Origin of the sequence: Oceaniferula spumae, assembly GCF_042849255.1 — a bacterium.
In the GTDB taxonomy this organism is placed as follows: domain Bacteria; phylum Verrucomicrobiota; class Verrucomicrobiia; order Verrucomicrobiales; family Akkermansiaceae; genus Oceaniferula; species Oceaniferula spumae.
The window spans coordinates 3,000,702-3,016,162 of sequence record NZ_AP026866.1; the positions used below are offsets into that span (position 1 = coordinate 3,000,702).

The 15,461-nt window shown below is 50.6% G+C and carries 17 protein-coding genes; 11 read left to right on the forward strand and 6 right to left on the reverse strand.

Going from position 1 to position 15,461, the window contains the following annotated elements:
* Positions 1-11: 11 nt before the first annotated feature.
* A complete protein-coding gene (locus ACSPJT_RS12640) occupies positions 12-1,424 on the reverse strand; it encodes a sulfatase (protein ID WP_435892918.1) in 1,413 nt (470 codons plus the stop codon).
* Between the two features lie 224 nt (positions 1,425-1,648).
* On the opposite strand from ACSPJT_RS12640, the gene ACSPJT_RS12645 reads away from it, so the two are divergent.
* From ACSPJT_RS12645 to ACSPJT_RS12660, 4 genes are all read left to right on the forward strand, one after another.
* Complete coding sequence (locus ACSPJT_RS12645; protein WP_435892919.1) at positions 1,649-2,476, forward strand: protein-disulfide reductase DsbD domain-containing protein; 828 nt, start codon at positions 1,649-1,651, stop codon at positions 2,474-2,476.
* 36 nt (positions 2,477-2,512) lie between these two features.
* Positions 2,513-3,109 (forward strand): redoxin domain-containing protein, encoded by a 597-nt coding sequence (locus ACSPJT_RS12650; RefSeq protein WP_435892920.1) that lies wholly within the window; start codon positions 2,513-2,515, stop codon positions 3,107-3,109.
* Between the two features lie 156 nt (positions 3,110-3,265).
* Complete coding sequence (locus tag ACSPJT_RS12655; RefSeq protein WP_435892921.1) at positions 3,266-4,696, forward strand: alkaline phosphatase D family protein; 1,431 nt, start codon at positions 3,266-3,268, stop codon at positions 4,694-4,696.
* A gap of 163 nt (positions 4,697-4,859) precedes the next feature.
* Positions 4,860-5,219, forward strand: a complete 360-nt coding sequence (locus ACSPJT_RS12660) for a hypothetical protein (RefSeq protein WP_435892922.1) — start codon at positions 4,860-4,862, stop codon at positions 5,217-5,219.
* A gap of 27 nt (positions 5,220-5,246) precedes the next feature.
* Here the strand turns inward: ACSPJT_RS12660 and ACSPJT_RS12665 are convergent, their stop codons facing one another.
* Positions 5,247-5,867 carry a hypothetical protein gene (locus tag ACSPJT_RS12665; protein ID WP_435892923.1) on the reverse strand — a complete coding sequence of 207 codons (621 nt, stop codon included), beginning with the start codon at positions 5,865-5,867 and terminating at the stop codon, positions 5,247-5,249.
* 253 nt (positions 5,868-6,120) lie between these two features.
* Between ACSPJT_RS12665 and ACSPJT_RS12670 the strand changes: the two genes are divergently transcribed.
* Complete coding sequence (locus tag ACSPJT_RS12670; protein WP_435892924.1) at positions 6,121-6,486, forward strand: CoA-binding protein; 366 nt, start codon at positions 6,121-6,123, stop codon at positions 6,484-6,486.
* Positions 6,487-6,612: 126 nt separating this feature from the next.
* Here ACSPJT_RS12670 and ACSPJT_RS12675 read toward each other — a convergent pair whose 3' ends face one another.
* The gene (locus tag ACSPJT_RS12675; protein WP_435892925.1) at positions 6,613-6,834 is read right to left on the reverse strand and encodes an AbrB/MazE/SpoVT family DNA-binding domain-containing protein; all 222 of its coding nucleotides are present in this window, start codon (positions 6,832-6,834) and stop codon (positions 6,613-6,615) included.
* Between the two features lie 160 nt (positions 6,835-6,994).
* Here ACSPJT_RS12675 and ACSPJT_RS12680 point away from each other — a divergent pair, with 160 nt between their 5' ends.
* Together ACSPJT_RS12680 and ACSPJT_RS12685 are read left to right on the forward strand one after the other, a co-directional pair.
* Positions 6,995-7,753, forward strand: a complete 759-nt coding sequence (locus ACSPJT_RS12680) for a hypothetical protein (protein ID WP_435892926.1) — start codon at positions 6,995-6,997, stop codon at positions 7,751-7,753.
* Between the two features lie 83 nt (positions 7,754-7,836).
* Entirely contained in the window at positions 7,837-8,415 is a 579-nt protein-coding gene (locus ACSPJT_RS12685) for a helicase-related protein (RefSeq protein ID WP_435892927.1), read from the forward strand.
* A gap of 2 nt (positions 8,416-8,417) precedes the next feature.
* On the opposite strand, the gene ACSPJT_RS12690 is transcribed toward ACSPJT_RS12685, so the two are convergent.
* Positions 8,418-9,053, reverse strand: a complete 636-nt coding sequence (locus ACSPJT_RS12690; RefSeq protein ID WP_435892928.1) for a hypothetical protein — start codon at positions 9,051-9,053, stop codon at positions 8,418-8,420.
* 143 nt (positions 9,054-9,196) lie between these two features.
* Between ACSPJT_RS12690 and ACSPJT_RS12695 the strand changes: the two genes are divergently transcribed.
* Positions 9,197-9,856, forward strand: coding sequence for a metallophosphoesterase family protein (locus ACSPJT_RS12695; RefSeq protein ID WP_435892929.1), 660 nt, complete (start codon positions 9,197-9,199; stop codon positions 9,854-9,856).
* A 46-nt stretch (positions 9,857-9,902) separates the two neighbouring features.
* Here the strand turns inward: ACSPJT_RS12695 and ACSPJT_RS12700 are convergent, their stop codons facing one another.
* On the reverse strand, positions 9,903-10,409 hold the full coding sequence (locus ACSPJT_RS12700; RefSeq protein ID WP_435892930.1) for a hypothetical protein: 507 nt from the start codon (positions 10,407-10,409) through the stop codon (positions 9,903-9,905).
* A 195-nt stretch (positions 10,410-10,604) separates the two neighbouring features.
* Here ACSPJT_RS12700 and ACSPJT_RS12705 point away from each other — a divergent pair, with 195 nt between their 5' ends.
* From ACSPJT_RS12705 to ACSPJT_RS12715, 3 genes are all read left to right on the forward strand, one after another.
* Positions 10,605-11,663 (forward strand): fatty acid desaturase, encoded by a 1,059-nt coding sequence (locus ACSPJT_RS12705; RefSeq protein ID WP_435892931.1) that lies wholly within the window; start codon positions 10,605-10,607, stop codon positions 11,661-11,663.
* Between the two features lie 70 nt (positions 11,664-11,733).
* Complete coding sequence (locus tag ACSPJT_RS12710; protein WP_435892932.1) at positions 11,734-12,882, forward strand: ATP-grasp domain-containing protein; 1,149 nt, start codon at positions 11,734-11,736, stop codon at positions 12,880-12,882.
* A gap of 114 nt (positions 12,883-12,996) precedes the next feature.
* On the forward strand, positions 12,997-13,986 hold the full coding sequence (locus ACSPJT_RS12715; RefSeq protein ID WP_435892933.1) for a hypothetical protein: 990 nt from the start codon (positions 12,997-12,999) through the stop codon (positions 13,984-13,986).
* 56 nt (positions 13,987-14,042) lie between these two features.
* Here the strand turns inward: ACSPJT_RS12715 and ACSPJT_RS12720 are convergent, their stop codons facing one another.
* Positions 14,043-15,428 carry an NAD-dependent succinate-semialdehyde dehydrogenase gene (locus ACSPJT_RS12720; protein ID WP_435892934.1) on the reverse strand — a complete coding sequence of 462 codons (1,386 nt, stop codon included), beginning with the start codon at positions 15,426-15,428 and terminating at the stop codon, positions 14,043-14,045.
* Between the last annotated feature and the right edge of the window lie 33 nt (positions 15,429-15,461).

The following is a 15,461-nucleotide window of genomic DNA, read 5'->3' on the forward strand; positions in this document are numbered from 1 at the left end:
GCTGGTCAGTTTTACTTCTTCTCCGATGCCTTCTTCTTACCTTGTCCGAAAGCTGGATTTGGCTCCGTAGGGATGTCGGCATCGGCGGCTTTGTGCCAGGCCTTGAGCTTGGTCAGTAGCTCGGCGGCTTTTTCAGGGTTGGCTTTGACGAGGTTCTTGGTTTCGGACCGGTCGTCTTTGAGGTTGAAGAGTTCAGTGGAGTTGTCTTCGAAATAAAGCACCAGTTTCCAATCGCCTGATCGGATCACACTGCAGGGGCTGGAGCGCCACTCGGGGTCATGGGCACCTTCCATGCCTTTTTTTCCATAGGACTGCAGGTAGCATGGGAAATGCCAGAAGAGATCGCGCTTGGCCAGATCTTGACCCGCTAGAAGGCCGCTGATGTCTTGACCGTCGAGGGTGTCAGGCTGCTTGGCTCCTGTGGCCTGCGCGAGGGTGGGGAAGAGGTCGACCTGGTGGACGGGAACATCGGAGCTGCTACCGGCTTTGGTTTTCCCCGGCCATCTGACGAAGAAAGGAACACGGATGCCGCCCTCGTAAAACATGCCCTTGGTGCCGCGCAGAGGTTTGGCGTTTGAGGCTGGGCCGTAGGGACCGTTGTCGCTGGTGAAGATGACGATGGTGTTGTCCGCGATGCCTTGCTTGTCGAGATTGTCGAGAATTTTGCCGATGGCTAGATCCATGGATTCCACCATCGCGGCATACTTCGCGTTCGTATGATGTTTTCCAGCTTTCTTCTTGTTGTATTTGGCGGTGAGATCTTCGCGCGCTTGGATAGGCGTGTGCACTGAGTAGAATGCCATGTAGGCGAAGAACGGTTTCTCTGCCTTGTGCTGTTCGTTGATCCAGACGTTGAGGTCGGTAGAAAGTCGGTCGGGCAGATGCTCGCCTTTCGGGCCGTCAGGAAGCTGGGGGTTTTTATAGGGAGGAAAATATCCGCCGCGTGGGGTGCCGGTGTGGTTTCCGCCGATGTTGTGGTCGAAGCCAAACTTGGTGGGGTCTTGGGAAACGTGCCATTTGCCAGTGTGGCAGGTCGCATACCCGGCAGCCTTGAGTGCCTGCGGAATGGTGGTGAATTTTGCGTCAAGATCCTCGATGTTTTTGACGGGGACGAGTTTTCTTTTGGCAGCATTGCCCCGATCCGAGTTGCCGACGGTGTAGATCTTGTGCCGAGTGGTGTAGAGGCCGGTCATCAGGGAGGCGCGTGAGGGAGCGCAGTTGGCACAGGGCGCGTATCCATTGGTGAAACGCATGCCGGAAGCCTGAAGCTGGTCAAGATTGGGCGTTTCATAAAAATCGGATCCCTGACCAGAGGTATCGGTGTAGCCAAAGTCATCCGCGTAGATCAGGATGATATTGGGTTGTTTGGCAAAAAGCGCAGCGGGTAGCAGCGCGAGAGTGATAACAGTGAAGAGGAATTTCATGAGGTTGTGGATCTGGAACTTGTGATGGATACTTTGGGTTAAGAGACAATTTGTCAATTGGTTGAACTTCCTAGCTTGTGAAAGAATGATTATGATCTTCGACATTTGAACTTTGGTCTGACTCAACATGGGGCAGACTGATCGGTTGATTCACTTTTTCAAAAAGTGACACGCGAGCCCTTTTAATCCGTTAGCATTCCCGCTGGCTTGTGCTAGAGATGGGCATGCGATATTTAACTTCTCTGTTAGTTGGGCTAGGTCTCACACTTACGGTTGCCCATGCGGCGCCGGTGAAGTCAGGAAAGGCATCAGCAGAATTACTCTTGAAACATACCTCCGTGCCAGCTGGTGGCAGCACCACGGTAGCATTGAGATTGGTGCCGGATGCTGGTTGGCATTCCTATTGGAAAAACCCAGGTGAGTCCGGCATGCCGACATCAATCGTTTGGCAGCTGCCTGAGGGACTGGAGCTCTCGGCACTTCGATTCCCCGCCCCTCACGTATTCGACGCTGGTGGCGTGAAAAGCTTGGGCTACGAAGGCGAGGTCCTGCTGCTGGCTGACCTGAGCATCGGAAAAAACGTCGAACCAGGTGTCGTCGAGATCAAAGGAGCTTCCAGCTGGTTGGCCTGCACCAATGAACAGTGCATCCCAGGCAATGCCGACCTTTCAACCTCTGTGACAATCCTGGCAGCAGACGCTAAGCCGGTGACCGGACCCTCTGCCAAGCTCATCGAACAGGCTGCGGGGAAGCTCCCTGCCGAGGGCAAAGGCTGGTCGGCCACTGCGCGACGTGTGGGCGATAAACTAGAGCTGACAATCAAGCCCGCCGATGGCGTGAAGCCAGATGTCAAAGGCCTAAGTGTCTTCGTGGCCCAGCAGAGTATCGTCACCGACGGCGCTCCAGCAGAGTGGAATGTTAGCGAGGGTAAAATGATCGGAACACTCGAGGTTAGTGAGTATCTCGAGGAGCTTCCGGCGCAGCTGGATCTGGTCTTAGTGGGGGCTGGCCACCCGCATGGGGTGGAAGTCAAATGTGTGACGCAAAAATAATTGGACAGGCGGAAAACTGCGTCTAACTTTCGCACTATGTTCAAATCAATCAAACATACCATGATGGGGCTGGGACTGGCTTTAAGCCTCTCAGCTGTCGCGACCGCTGGAACAGCCCACGATTTTACCCTGAAGAATGTTGAGGGTAAGGAAGTCAAGCTGGCTGACTACAAGGACAAGGTAGTGGTTCTCGAGTGGATCAATTTCAAGTGTCCCTTCGTGAAGAAGCATTACAGCAAGAATCACATGCCTGCTCTGCAGGAAAAATACACCGCCAAGGACGTCGTCTGGCTGTGCATCAACTCCGGTCCGGAAAATGCCAAGGCCGGTAGCTTCGGCCCTGCCGAAATGGCCAAAATGGCTGAAAAGAACGGCAGCAAAGCCGCAAATATTCTCCTCGACCGCGATGGCAGCGTTGGCAAAGCCTACGGTGCTAAAACCACTCCTCACATGGTAGTAATCAACAAAGGCGAAATCGTCTACGAAGGTGCCATCGACAGCATGGCCACTGCTGACGTCGCCGACTGTGAGAAGGCTGACAACTATGTTGTCGCTGCACTCGACGCCGTCTTGGCTGGAGAGAAAGTTGGCAAATCCAAGACCAAAGGCTACGGATGTAGCGTGAAGTATTAATTGGAAGTTTCATTGAGTCGCACACAAGCGACGCTTATTTTTCATGGCTCCGGTGACCCCGGAGCCATGTTTTTTTGGTGTGATCACTGTGATTTTCAGTCTCCAGTCAGGTCGTATTCAATTGCATGCACTTTTCAGGTAGGTAGATTTCCCGTCATGCATAGTGGACCTATAAGATTACCCTTGTTAGTGAGTGCGTTCATTCTTGGCTGGTTAAGTTCGGTTGCTGCCTATGCCGATGACGGACCTTACCTTGCCACTGGCATTAAGATTGGCGAGGTAGATCAGAAATCGGCGATCGTGTGGGTTAGGCTGACCAAGGAAAAACGTGCAGATTTCGGACGGCTTCCCATTTTAACGGAGGGTCTTGATCCAAAGGAAAAAAGTAAAACCCCGATGCCCACCGATATCGTGCCAGGCATGGCAGGCGAGGTGAGGGTGAGCTACTGGCCAGAGAGTAAGGAGGATGAGAGGAAAAATACCGATTGGGTGAAGGTGACCGTGGAGCAAGATTTCACCTATCAGTTTAAACTGAACGACCTGCGACCGCACCGCGCCTACAAGTGTCTGGTGGAGGCGCGCCAGACAGGATCAGAAAAACCTTCAATAACGATGACGGGTGGGTTTAAAACTGCTCCGAGCTCGGATCAGGCAGAGGCAGTTAAGTTCATTGTAACCACCTGCCAGGCAGTGCGTAGTATCGATGCAGGAGCGGATGGACACGTGGCCTACAAACAAATGTTAGATTTCGATCCGGACTTCTTCGTGCACACCGGTGACATTCTTTACTACGATAAAGAACCGATTTGCAAAAATGTGGCTGCGGCACGGGCGAAGTGGGGACTGATTTTTTCCTACGGCCATAACCAGAAATTCCACCGCCATGTGAGTTCATATTTCATAAAGGACGATCATGATACCCTGAAGAACGATTGCTGGCCGGGCCAGACCTATGGTGACCTAACATTTGACCAAGGATTGGCCATTTTCCGTGAGCAGGTGCCTATGGGGGAGAAAACATATCGCACCGTGCGATGGGGGAAAGATGTGCAGGTCTGGATGACCGAGCATCGCGATTTTCGATCGGCTAACACGATGAAAGATGGACCAAAGAAAACGATTCTCGGAAAGGAGCAAAAGGAGTGGCTGATGAAAACGATGAAGGAGTCCGACGCCACCCATAAGTTCCTGATTGTGCCTGGACCGATCGTTGGGCCCGACAAAAAGGGTAAGTCGGATAATCATTCTAACAAGGCGTTTGATCACGAAGGCCAGGAGTTGCGCGATTTCTTAGCGACTCTCAAGAATACCTACGTCATCTGCGGAGATAGACACTGGCAATACTGCTCCAAGGATCCAAAAACAGGCGTGTTGGAAATGGGCTGCGGTCCGATCAATGACGAGCACATGTTCGGCGGAGCCCCACAAAAAGACGAAACCTACCATCGTTATTTTGGCAAAAAAGGAGGCTTTCTTGCGATCACGGTAAAGGAAGGGAAAGCAAAGGCGGAATGGATGTCCGCAGAGGCCCAGGGCGCATCAGGTAAACCCAAAATCCGCTACACTGAAGTGTTAGGCGGGGAGTGATGCGCTTCTTGCACCACTCAGATTAACGGTCATTCGATGAGAACCGGACCGGTCGAGTTCAATCCATCTCGAATGAAGGATATACCCAGAGTGAGGATTTACTATTTTACAGGGAATGATTGAGCCCTAGGTTATTAGAGAACAAGAACATCCCCATAAACACGTGAACCCAGTCATTTTAAAGTCGATCGCCAAAGGAGCTGAGCTTGCCTATTCGAACCGTGAGGTGGCGCTGGATATTCTTTCGAAGATTCAGGTTTGGAGAAAATCGAAAGATCAACAAACGGATGCGGCGGTGTCAGTCACTGTCGAAGAACGTCTGGAACGGCTTGAGAGCGGGTCAGAAACGCGCGATATTCTGGACGAAGAGCAATCTGAATTACTCGCTGGTTTGGCGGCAAGTGTGGCAGAGCTCTCGTCCTCTTCCCAAGCATTGCTGGCACGCACGAAGATGTTGATTGGTTTGATCGTGCTTTCAATGTGCCTATCCATTGCCGCGCTGGTGCTGGCCTTGATGGGGTAAGGGGTCTTTCTACCGGGGGGGGAGCACTCACAGTTTTTTGCTTTCTTCTGGCAGGCTGGCTTGGACTTTTTTGGGTTTATGACTTTCGTGAATCAGCATGATGCGATCCATGTTGAAGTTCTTTGAGCGACCGGAGATGACCAGAGTGTAGGTTTCGCCAGCCTTAAGCTGATAGACAGGAGTGTATTTTTTATGAGCTTCGTCGAGTTTAACGGCATAGCCCCATCCCTTTGCCGTTCCTCCGAACATTTTTGTGTCCTTTTTGAGGATTTTTACAGGAGTGTTGTTGCCGGATTGGTAGTCACCTTCGAGGCGGACGTAGCAATCGTTGCAGATGTCTTGCCGATCGCTGACCAGATTTTTGTGGGCACGGATTACGAGTGTGTAATTCCCTCCTTTGGTGATCTTGAACTGATACTTGAGCGGAGAATGGGCAGGGCCACTTTCGGGTTTATTGCCTGTGAACTCGAGGTGACACTCCCCCTTGTAACCTGCGACTTTAGTTTTTTTATCCCACTTTTTGAGGCTGGAAGAAGTGGACTCTGCCTCAATGACAACCAAGCCCCCTTTTTCAACAAATGTCGCTGGCTTCGCATGAAGTGAGGAAATGAGAGCGAGGCTGATGATAGAGTGACGGAGCTTATTCATAGGAGTCATAGGCTTTCATGCGGCAATAGCGATGGCTAGGTCGTAATATGGTCGGCTTATTGGGATGTTAAAAATGGTGATTTGATCACAGTAGATCCTTGCAGAAATAAACTAGGTATCTTGTTGAACTTACATAAAACTGATATGCTTCGCAATGTGTAAACCCATGTAAAACAGAGGCTAGTGCCGTTACCCAGACGACGCCCCCTGCCGAGTGCTTGCAGATGGCAGGGGACGTGTTAGTTTTTTCCTGATGAACAAAACCACTCTGATCATTGGTGCGAGTCATAAACCCGACCGTTACGCGAACAAGGCTCAGAAGGCACTGACTGAGGCCGGTCACGAGGTGATCCCATTCAATCCCCGTGGCGGCGAGATTGAAGGCGTAGAGGTGCGGAGTGATTTATCAAATGTCACTGAGGATGTTGATACGGTGACGCTTTATGTGCGACCGTCAGTGTTGGAGGATATGGTGCCGACTTTAATCGATCTAAATCCGCGACGTGTTATTTTCAATCCTGGAACAGAGCATGAAGGGTTGGAGCTCAAGTTTGTGGAGGCTGGAATAAAAGTTTCTGAAGCGTGCACTTTAGTGATGCTGAATACTGGTGAGTATTAGTAGGTTCCAAGGCTGTTCGTCTTTACCGCCGCTCGTCGTCAAGTTGTGCTCTGTATAAACCAAGAACCCCTGGATTTCTCCAGAGGCTCTGATGATGGTTTTGTGATGAGAGCTTTCAGATGATGCTCATCGAATCAGCCGCATGATTTGATCGGTGGTGAGGGTTGCCATTTCTCCGCCATGTTTGTCTTTGAACCACTGGCTGACTTGTTCCCTGTGGGAAGGCATCGGCTTGAGTAGGATACCTTCCTTCGTGGTCTCCACAATGAGCGTGGAGTCTGGTTTGAACCCGAATTGATCGCGTAGAACCTTCGGGATCGTAATTTGTCCTGATTGATTCATTTTCATGAACCTAACCTACATCTCCTTGAAAGAGTTTTCAACGGGACATTTGTATGAGCCACACTAGTTCGAAGGGGGTGCTAGGCATTCACAAGTTATCCTGGCGCTGTCTGAGACGGAGCAGTATAGCATTTGACTTAAAATGAGTAATTCATAAGTTGTAACTATGAATCCATACCTCCTCAGCTTGGTGTTATTCGCTCTTGTCAGTGGCCTGCATGCCCGAGAAGTAGATCTAGCGAACACTCAGCTCCCCAATCATATCAAGCCCGTTTCTGGGAAGATTGTGCTAGTCGCTGACTACGCCAAGAAAGGGGAGGATAGGAGGATACCGGTATATTTGATCAATGGTAGTGATAAGAGCATTACGTTGGATTCACAGGACGGTGATGTGTATTTGAAATTGGAGACCAAGGGAGCGGACGGAAAGTGGCAACGTGCCCAACCTCATGCCTACAGCTGGTGTGGCAATAGTTATATGAATTCTCCCAAAGTACGCGCGGGGCATTATTTGAAAATTTCAGGCTATCAACCGGCGAAGGACAAGGGAGGAATGGATAGGGAGATCCGCTACACAATTTACCAGCGGGACTATAATTTCACCTCAAATGCCGGTAGAGGTCTGGTGCTGGAATCAGATATCGATTTGGCATCGCGCGATGCGATGGTGCTGGAATGGGCGGATTTTGATTTTGTGAGCAAGGTCGCGCTCGGCGAGATTACGCTGAAAAACGAGATGGATCACGTCAAGGACCTTCAGGCATCTGCCATCTATATCCTGGCGGAACCACGTTTCGACAGCAAAAAGAGCCTGCAAGTTCTGAAGAAGGTGGGAGAAAAATTTCCCAAACGCCATGAGGCAGTGAAACAGTCTACTCTGCGAATCCAAGAAGCTCAAAAGAAGGTATCCAGTGCGAAGAAGTGATCGCTACGAAAGCGGATTAAGAAAAAAACGATGTCAGTGAGAGCTTTTCCAGCTACTCTTGCGCGAGCAACATCTCCCTAACAATGTCTATCAACAGCCACTCACTTTACGAAGTCTTCGAGCACCAGAAGACTGATTTGCTTTTGCATCTTCTCGAGTCCATGCCCGACCTCGACAAGGTGTTGGTCATTGTTCATACCCGCGATAGTTTACACTCCCTCACCTCGACGCTCTGTCATGCGGGTGTGCGGGCGGAGTCGATCCACGGTAACAAAAAAGCGGAACTCCGTGACCGCGCGATGAAAGGGCTCAGCGAAGGAAAACTGAGACTGATAGCCAGCACCGAGTCGATGGCCAGGGATCTCGATACCTCATGCATCAAAAATGTGGTGTATTTCGATTTGCCAGAATTGGTGAGTGACTATCAGCAGCGGGTGGCGCAGATGCACGTTCTTACTCTGGCAGTCCCAGGTGATAGAAAACTGGCAAAGCTTGAGAGCGAGGTAGGCATTGAAATTCAACGAGTGAAGGCTCCAGACTTTAAATATGCAAAGCAGCCTGTGCACTCCAAGCCCCCTAGGAAAAAAGGTGGCAAATCCAAAGGGCTACATTCCAAGCCATTGCAAAATAAGAAGCCGAAGCTGAATCGTGGGCGGAAATGATTTCAGTTAGATACTGGTTTCACCATCTTGATCACAGCATTCTTCGTTTCACCATCGGGTAATGTTTGGATCATGTATTTCAGGTGAAAGTAGGTATTTTTAAGTTCCTCCTTAACCACAACCGCTTGTTTCTGCATGTATTCATTATCTTTCCACTCTTTGGTTCCGGCATCCAAGATCGCATTGAGTGTCTTGAGGTAATCGGAATTGAACTCCTTACCTTTCTCCGCAGGTTCTGCACTGAGAAGGGTGATGTGTTTGGATAGAAAGTCTTCGATCCAAGCGTCATTGCGGGCGCTCAAGTGGCTCCACATCGTGCCGCCACCGCTCTCGATCCCCTGGACCTGAAGTTTCAGATCTGCCCATTTGTTCAGAACCTGGCGCCATTCGTTCAGACGTTGCACCGCCTGCACAGAACTCTTGCCTAGCTTGGAATCAGTTTCAATACGCTTGGCCGCTGCCCAGAGTCGGGCCGCGTGGTCTTCGCCAGCCTCACTGGAGTTACCCAATTTCTGAGCAAGATCCTCGGGGGTGTGCTTGAGCACATCGGAGACACTCATTGCTGTCTCCTCAGCATGCGTGCTAGATGTTACCAAGCCTAACGCCAAAACCATGATGGAAAGAGGTTTGATTTTCATAGTCTATGGATGAGCCTTCACTTGTATGGGGACAAGGAAAATTGAGCCATAGTGAGCTTGGCAGGTCATCCCTATGGGCAGTCCGGTTAACTACAGTCTCAATTCACGGTTGTAATATCCTTAGCTTTTTTCATCCTAATGACATGAGAACACTCGCCATCGGAGACATTCACGGCTGCCTTGCCCCGCTCAAACACCTCTGGGAAGTTATCGATCCTCAACCGGAGGACAGAATTATCTTTATGGGTGACTACGTGGATCGCGGTCCGGATTCCAAAGGAGTGATTGATTTCCTCATCGGGCTACAGCAGCAGGATCTGAATCTCACATTGTTATCTGGAAATCACGAAGAGAAGTTCTGCCTCTCACGGATCGACAAAACGGATCTCGCCCATTGGCTGAAAGACTGGGGCGGACCTGAGACGCTTGAATCATACGGTCCGGGCGGCATTGATGATGTTCCGGATTCACATTGGGAATTCATTCGCAAGTTGAAGCCATATTTTGAAACGGACAGCCACATCTTTGTGCACGCGAATCTGGAGCCCGATGTTCCTCTCAACGAGCAGACTCCGTTCACCATGGTCCACAAGAAATTTGGTGAACCAGAACCTCATATGTCTGGAAAGACAATGATCTGTGGACACACTGCCCAGAAATCCCACGTGCCGGCGAATCTGGGGCATGCGGTTTGCATCGATACCGATCCAGGCCGTGGTGGTTGGCTCACCTGTCTTCACGTGGAAACCGGTGGTTACTGGCAAGTGAATGTCGACGGTGAGCTTAGAGAAGGAGCGCTATAGCTTGGTTAGGGTGATGAAGCCCTATGGAGTGACGGCTGCTTGAAATTCAGTCGTTTCTCAGCAGAGGCGAGTGTGGCTCTGGTATCATTGCATAATAGAGTCCCTGCTTTCCAGCGTAGAGGTTTTCGAAGTATTCAAGAAATTCGGCGATCGATTCTTTGATGACCTTCTTATTCTTTTTATTGTTAGAATAGTGATAGACTTCACCGTTCAGGAAAACTCCGATATGTTTCTTCCGGTGTTTAGCCATGAATTTGTTCTCTAGATCTATTTGTTTAGGATCGATCACAAAGACGAGAACGGGGCGATTACTGGGGGCGTCTGACAATTCTCCGACGACAGAGCACAGGTGGAAAATCTCCCTGACGCGAAGATTTCCGCCCGAATGCTGGCCGTTATTGAGAGTTTTGCAGCTGCAACCACTATCTAACTGAAGAATGTGACCAATGAAATGGGCACAATGTTGCTCCTCATTGTCAGTAAAACCATTCTGGCAAATCTCGCTGATGTTCATTCCTAAGAAGGAATCAAGGAAGTCAGCCGATACATTCATACGGAACAATGGGGTTAATACAGGGTGAAAGTCGAGATGAAACGGGTTGAATCTCAATCAGGATAATCAGAAATGGTGATATATCGTAGCAGTGAAGATTGTTAGTGGTGATATATGTTAGGGCTGATGAATTGACAAGCCATCGCTGTGATCATATAAAATGTGCTGAATTCCACCCACACACGAAAAGGAATCATGCCCACCTCAATACCCGACTCAAAAGCCGGTCCTAACGCAACCGGAACATGCAAACATGTCGCTTGGTGTTTCTTACCGCATATGCAGTTTGTATTACTGGCACTGGGTGTTTGGCTCGGTGGCTGGTGGTTAGTCATGCCTCTGGCCTTACTTTTGGTAGTCGTCCCGTTGTTGGACACAGTCACTGGCTGGCAAGACACCGGTCATTTTGAAAAAGAGAGCTTCGGACGTGGCTCATTATTTCTCCTGCATTGGAATACCCGCCTCTATGCTTTGTTCTACATGGCATCCGTGATTTGGCTGGCGATGCATATTGGCCGTTTCAGCCAGTTGGAATTAGCCTTGTTAGTTCCTGCGGTCAGTTTGTTAGGTGGCATAGCCTTCGCGGCCTGTCATGAACTCCTGCATGGGAAGGAAAAGCTCGATCAGCTTATCCAGCGACTCACGACCACCTTCATTTTCTACCCTCACTACAAGCTCATCCACATCAGGAGTCACCACGTTCATGCGGGGACGGATCACGATGAAAATACGGCCTGGCTCAATGAGAGCATTTACGCATACATTATTCGCACTATTCCCGGGAGCATGATTCGATCATGGCAGATGGAGGCAAAGCGATCTGGATTCTTCAGTAACAAGATGGTGACTTACGCCGCAGGGCAAGTGGCTGTCGTTCTTCTGATGCTTCTGCTGGCGGGGCCTTGGGGGCTGTTGTTTTACCTCGGTCACATCGTGGGTGCTCATTTTGTGTTGGAGACGGTGAATTACATCCAGCACTACGGTCTTTTGCGAAAGAAAACGGAGGACTCCGGTAAGTATGAAAAAACCGGAGCGGAGCACTCGTGGGACACGTATCACTTTTTCTCCAGCTATGTTACATTCCGTGTTGGTCACCATTCTTACCATCACTTAGCGGTGAAACCATATTACCTGTTAAACACGGAAGAAGCTGCCCCTAAACTGCCGGCGGGTTACTTCTGGACCATCGCGGTAGTGCTGCTGCCTCCGTGGTGGCGAAGGGTCAGTCACCCACGGCTGGGCCTTGATTCCTAAAAAATGAACGACTCTATTTACTTGCCTGTCAGGGTGTGGGCCAATAGAGGGGTTTCACTGAATTCGTTACATGAGTGCTGATTTAGATTTCCTGGAAGGTAAAATTATCTTGGTCGGCAAACGTAAGGGGGCGGCCGATGCTGCGCGTCGTCTCGGCTTGGAGCCGTTAGAGATCGATGTCAAGGCGCGCAAAGAACAGGCTGAGTCAGCTTATGGTGGTGGTGTCACGTGGGCAGTGGAACACGCTACTGAGCTGTTAGCAGGTGAAAAGCCAATCGCTGTGGCAGCGGTAGCAACCGGTTCCGTGGTAGCGGCGGCGGCGATTCGGAAACATTTTGGGCTTCCTGGTGTTTCGCCCGAGACAGCAATGGCTTGCCATGACAAGCTGGTAATGAAAAAGGCGATTTCGGCAGCAGGGATCCCATGTGCGCCATGGGCGGAGACAAATGAACAGACGACCGCCGAGCAATTGATTGAGATACTGGGTTTGCCATTGGTTCTTAAATTACCGATCAGCTCTGGTGGCCGAGGTGTGTGGATTTGTAAGTCGCAGGATGAAGTAGCCAAACGTCTAACAAAAGGGCTGTTGGCTGAAGGTTTTGTTTCCGGTGTGGAGATGAGTGTGGAAGCATTTCGGTATGATTCGGAAACTCTCTTGATCAATCCCACATGCTACCTCAAACCACGTTGGGCGAATGTAGTGCCGGCGCATTTGGCAGAGAGTGATTGGTCTGCCGTGAAACAGCTCGGCGAATGTGTTTACCAAGCCCTTGGTATCGACAGTGGCATTAGCCACATGGAAATTTTCCTAACAAAAAATGGTCCGGTGTTCGGTGAAATTGCCGCGAGACCACCCGGAGGCTTCCTGATGGAGCTGATCAGGCGTGCCTATGACATGGACCCTTGGGAGGTGTTGCTGAAATTAAATATAGGCCTGTCACCCGTCATGAAAACGGATGCCGTTTGTCACGCTGGAGTTTGGTTGATTCATCCTGAGCCAGGAACGGTCACTGCGGTGCGGGGGCTCAAGCAGGTGAAACAAATGCCCGGGGTGGTGCACGCTTCGTGCCGACTGAAAAAGGGAGACGAGGTGAGGACGCGGATCGGCAGTGGCGAAACCAAGGGCCGAATCGTCGTGGAGGCAGATTCTTATCAATCCTGCGCGGATCAGCTGGAGGCAGCTGTGACCTCCGTTGTCGTGGAGTGCGATCCCTTATGAGGCAGTCATTGAAATTGGCCTGATCAGCTGGATTTCAAACCATCTTGGAAATTTCCGTTGTGCAATTGTGCTGTGAAAGCTAGCTTGCTAGGCGTAAACAATCTCTACTTCGTTATGAAACATCATCCTTATACCACACTCCTTGCAGCCGCTCTGCTGCCCATAACTTCTCTTCATGCCGACAACGATGAAGCTTTGGTTCAGACTGCAATGTCGAAAATCGATTCAGAAATTAAAGCCGAGCACTATGACTTGGTGATGGCGGATCTGGACAATGATGGTGACAAAGACGCCTTGGCATTGATGAATGGTAAAAGCGGCTATTGCGGATCGGGTGGCTGTACGCTGTTTGTATTACGGTCGCAAAAAGCCGGCTTTCATAAAGTGGGTGCCGTTAGTGTGGTGAGTCGTCCGATTTATCTCCGGAAATCATCACACAACAGCATGCGCGACTTGCTCGTGCAGGTGCGCGGGGGCGGGGCGACACCAGGCATGGCCGCTTTGGCTTTCGATGGGAAAAGTTACCCTATCAGCCCAGGTGATAAATTTGACCAAGTGACTGAGACGGATAAAATCCTATTTGCCGATCCGCTGGCAAAGGATGGTGCGGAGGTTTTCGATCGCACTTTGAAGCTACAAGGCATCTCGTTTCGAGTTGTCAGCCCGAATAAAAAAGATGGCAACTCAGTGACGATCACTCCGGCGGGACTTGAGATAGCCAATGAAGCGATGACCGATCAGGTGAAAGGCGTCGTTATCAATGCTGAATCTGCAGACTTGAATGCGGACGGTTCGCCTGAAATCTACGTTTTCGTGAAGGGAGCCGATGACAAAGCGGCACTGGTGGCTTATGGCACGAACAATAAAAAATCGATGAGTCCGATCTATCTGCCATCGCTGGATGCAGGAACCAAAAATGCACAAGGATATCGCGGTGGTGACGAGTTAGCGGTTGTAGAAACTACTCTCGTCCGTCGTTTTCCCTTATATTCAGATGATTCCGTAGAGGTAACCCCCACGGGCAAAATGCGGCAAATTCAGTATAAACTTGAGGCCGGCGAAGCGGGCTGGGTGTTGCGTGTTGATAAGGTCGTCGAGTTCTAAAAGGTTATCCTAACAATGAACGCAGCCTCTATTGATTGAGTGGCACTCGGGTTTTGTTACTCTTTTTTTCCAAGGTGGATCAGCTTCTTATTGATGAATTCCATGATGCCTAGGTGGGAGAGTTCACGACCGTATCCGGAGTTTTTAGTGCCGCCGAATGGGAGTTCGGCCTGAGACTGGGTGGGCTGGTTGATGAACACCATGCCGGTGTCGATCTGTTCGGCGACTTTCTGGCCTCGCTCTAGATCCTTGGTGAAGACCGAGCCACCGAGTCCGAAGGACGAATGGTTGGCGAGCTTGATCGCTTCCGCTTCGTCTTTGACGACATAGATGGTGGCCACCGGTCCGAAGAGTTCCTCGTCAAAGCTCGGCATGTCTGGAGTGACGTCTGTTAGAATGGTGGGCAGGTAAAAGGCGCCGTGTTTGAGTTCATCACTGTCAGGGCGTTTGCCGCCGGTTACGACGGTAGCTCCGGCATCGACGGTCTTTTTCACCTGCTCTTCGAGTCGTTTGGCCGCTTCTTCGCTGGAGAGCGGTCCGAGCTGGGTTTTTTCATCGAGCGGATCACCGAGCTTCATTGCTTCGACGCTTTTCTTGAAAGCCGCGATGAATTCCTTGGCGAGCGATTCCACTACGATGAACCGTTTCGAGGCCACGCATGATTGGCCGTTATTGACCATGCGACCTTTGACCGCCATTTTCACGGTGCGCTTGAGATCGGCGTCGTCGAGGACGATAAAGGCATCGTTGCCGCCGAGTTCGAGCACGGATGGCTTCAGGTTTTTTCCGGCTAATCCTGCAACGGAAGCACCCGCGCCTTCGCTCCCTGTTAGGGAAGCGCCGACGATCTTTTTGTTTTCGATGATGGTGGGAACAAATTCGGAAGGGATCAGTAAATTGGTGAATACACCTTGGGGAAAGCCGCAGGCGTCAAAGAGGTCTCCGATGGCCTTGGCACATTGTGGAACGTTGCCGGAGTGTTTCACCAGGCAAGTGTTACCCGCCATGATGTTAGGGGTGGCAAAGCGGATGACTTGATAAAAAGGGAAGTTCCACGGCATGACTCCTAACAGCGGACCTTTTGGCGCATATTGAATATAAACATCGGCATCCTCAATGTCCATCGGCTGATCGGCCAAGAACTCTTCAGCACCATTCGCGTAGAACTCGGAGATGTGGGCGCAGTATTCAATTTCTCCCATGGCCTCTTCCAGACGCTTGCCCATTTCCAGAGAGATCAATTTGGCGTATTCCTCCTGATGCTCGCGAAGGCTGGAGGCGAGTTTGAGCATGAGTTTTTTCCGTTCTGGGAAACCGGTCTGTCGCCATTTCGTGAAGCCATCATGTGCGGCATCAACGGCCTTGGTGGTTTCTTCCAGAGTGAGCGGCTCATAGCTTTGTAGCACTTCGCCGTTTGTCGGATTAATGGATCTGATTGACATAAATACCCGATAAGCTTGCTATGCCGTGGGGTC

Excerpts from the sequence above, each read along its gene's own strand:
- ACSPJT_RS12690 (WP_435892928.1), bottom strand. The coding sequence starts at position 9,053 with ATGAAAATCAAACCTCTTTCCATCATGGTTTTGGCGTTAGGCTTGGTA.
- ACSPJT_RS12685 (WP_435892927.1), top strand. The coding sequence starts at position 7,837 with ATGTCTATCAACAGCCACTCACTTTACGAAGTCTTCGAGCACCAGAAG.
- ACSPJT_RS12715 (WP_435892933.1), top strand. The coding sequence starts at position 12,997 with ATGAAACATCATCCTTATACCACACTCCTTGCAGCCGCTCTGCTGCCC.
- ACSPJT_RS12650 (WP_435892920.1), top strand. The coding sequence starts at position 2,513 with ATGTTCAAATCAATCAAACATACCATGATGGGGCTGGGACTGGCTTTA.
- ACSPJT_RS12720 (WP_435892934.1), bottom strand. The coding sequence starts at position 15,428 with ATGTCAATCAGATCCATTAATCCGACAAACGGCGAAGTGCTACAAAGC.
- ACSPJT_RS12675 (WP_435892925.1), bottom strand. The coding sequence starts at position 6,834 with ATGAAAATGAATCAATCAGGACAAATTACGATCCCGAAGGTTCTACGC.
- ACSPJT_RS12645 (WP_435892919.1), top strand. The coding sequence starts at position 1,649 with ATGCGATATTTAACTTCTCTGTTAGTTGGGCTAGGTCTCACACTTACG.
- ACSPJT_RS12705 (WP_435892931.1), top strand. The coding sequence starts at position 10,605 with ATGCCCACCTCAATACCCGACTCAAAAGCCGGTCCTAACGCAACCGGA.
- ACSPJT_RS12665 (WP_435892923.1), bottom strand. The coding sequence starts at position 5,867 with ATGAATAAGCTCCGTCACTCTATCATCAGCCTCGCTCTCATTTCCTCA.
- ACSPJT_RS12670 (WP_435892924.1), top strand. The coding sequence starts at position 6,121 with ATGAACAAAACCACTCTGATCATTGGTGCGAGTCATAAACCCGACCGT.
- ACSPJT_RS12700 (WP_435892930.1), bottom strand. The coding sequence starts at position 10,409 with ATGAATGTATCGGCTGACTTCCTTGATTCCTTCTTAGGAATGAACATC.
- ACSPJT_RS12710 (WP_435892932.1), top strand. The coding sequence starts at position 11,734 with ATGAGTGCTGATTTAGATTTCCTGGAAGGTAAAATTATCTTGGTCGGC.
- ACSPJT_RS12680 (WP_435892926.1), top strand. The coding sequence starts at position 6,995 with ATGAATCCATACCTCCTCAGCTTGGTGTTATTCGCTCTTGTCAGTGGC.
- ACSPJT_RS12695 (WP_435892929.1), top strand. The coding sequence starts at position 9,197 with ATGAGAACACTCGCCATCGGAGACATTCACGGCTGCCTTGCCCCGCTC.
- ACSPJT_RS12655 (WP_435892921.1), top strand. The coding sequence starts at position 3,266 with ATGCATAGTGGACCTATAAGATTACCCTTGTTAGTGAGTGCGTTCATT.
- ACSPJT_RS12640 (WP_435892918.1), bottom strand. The coding sequence starts at position 1,424 with ATGAAATTCCTCTTCACTGTTATCACTCTCGCGCTGCTACCCGCTGCG.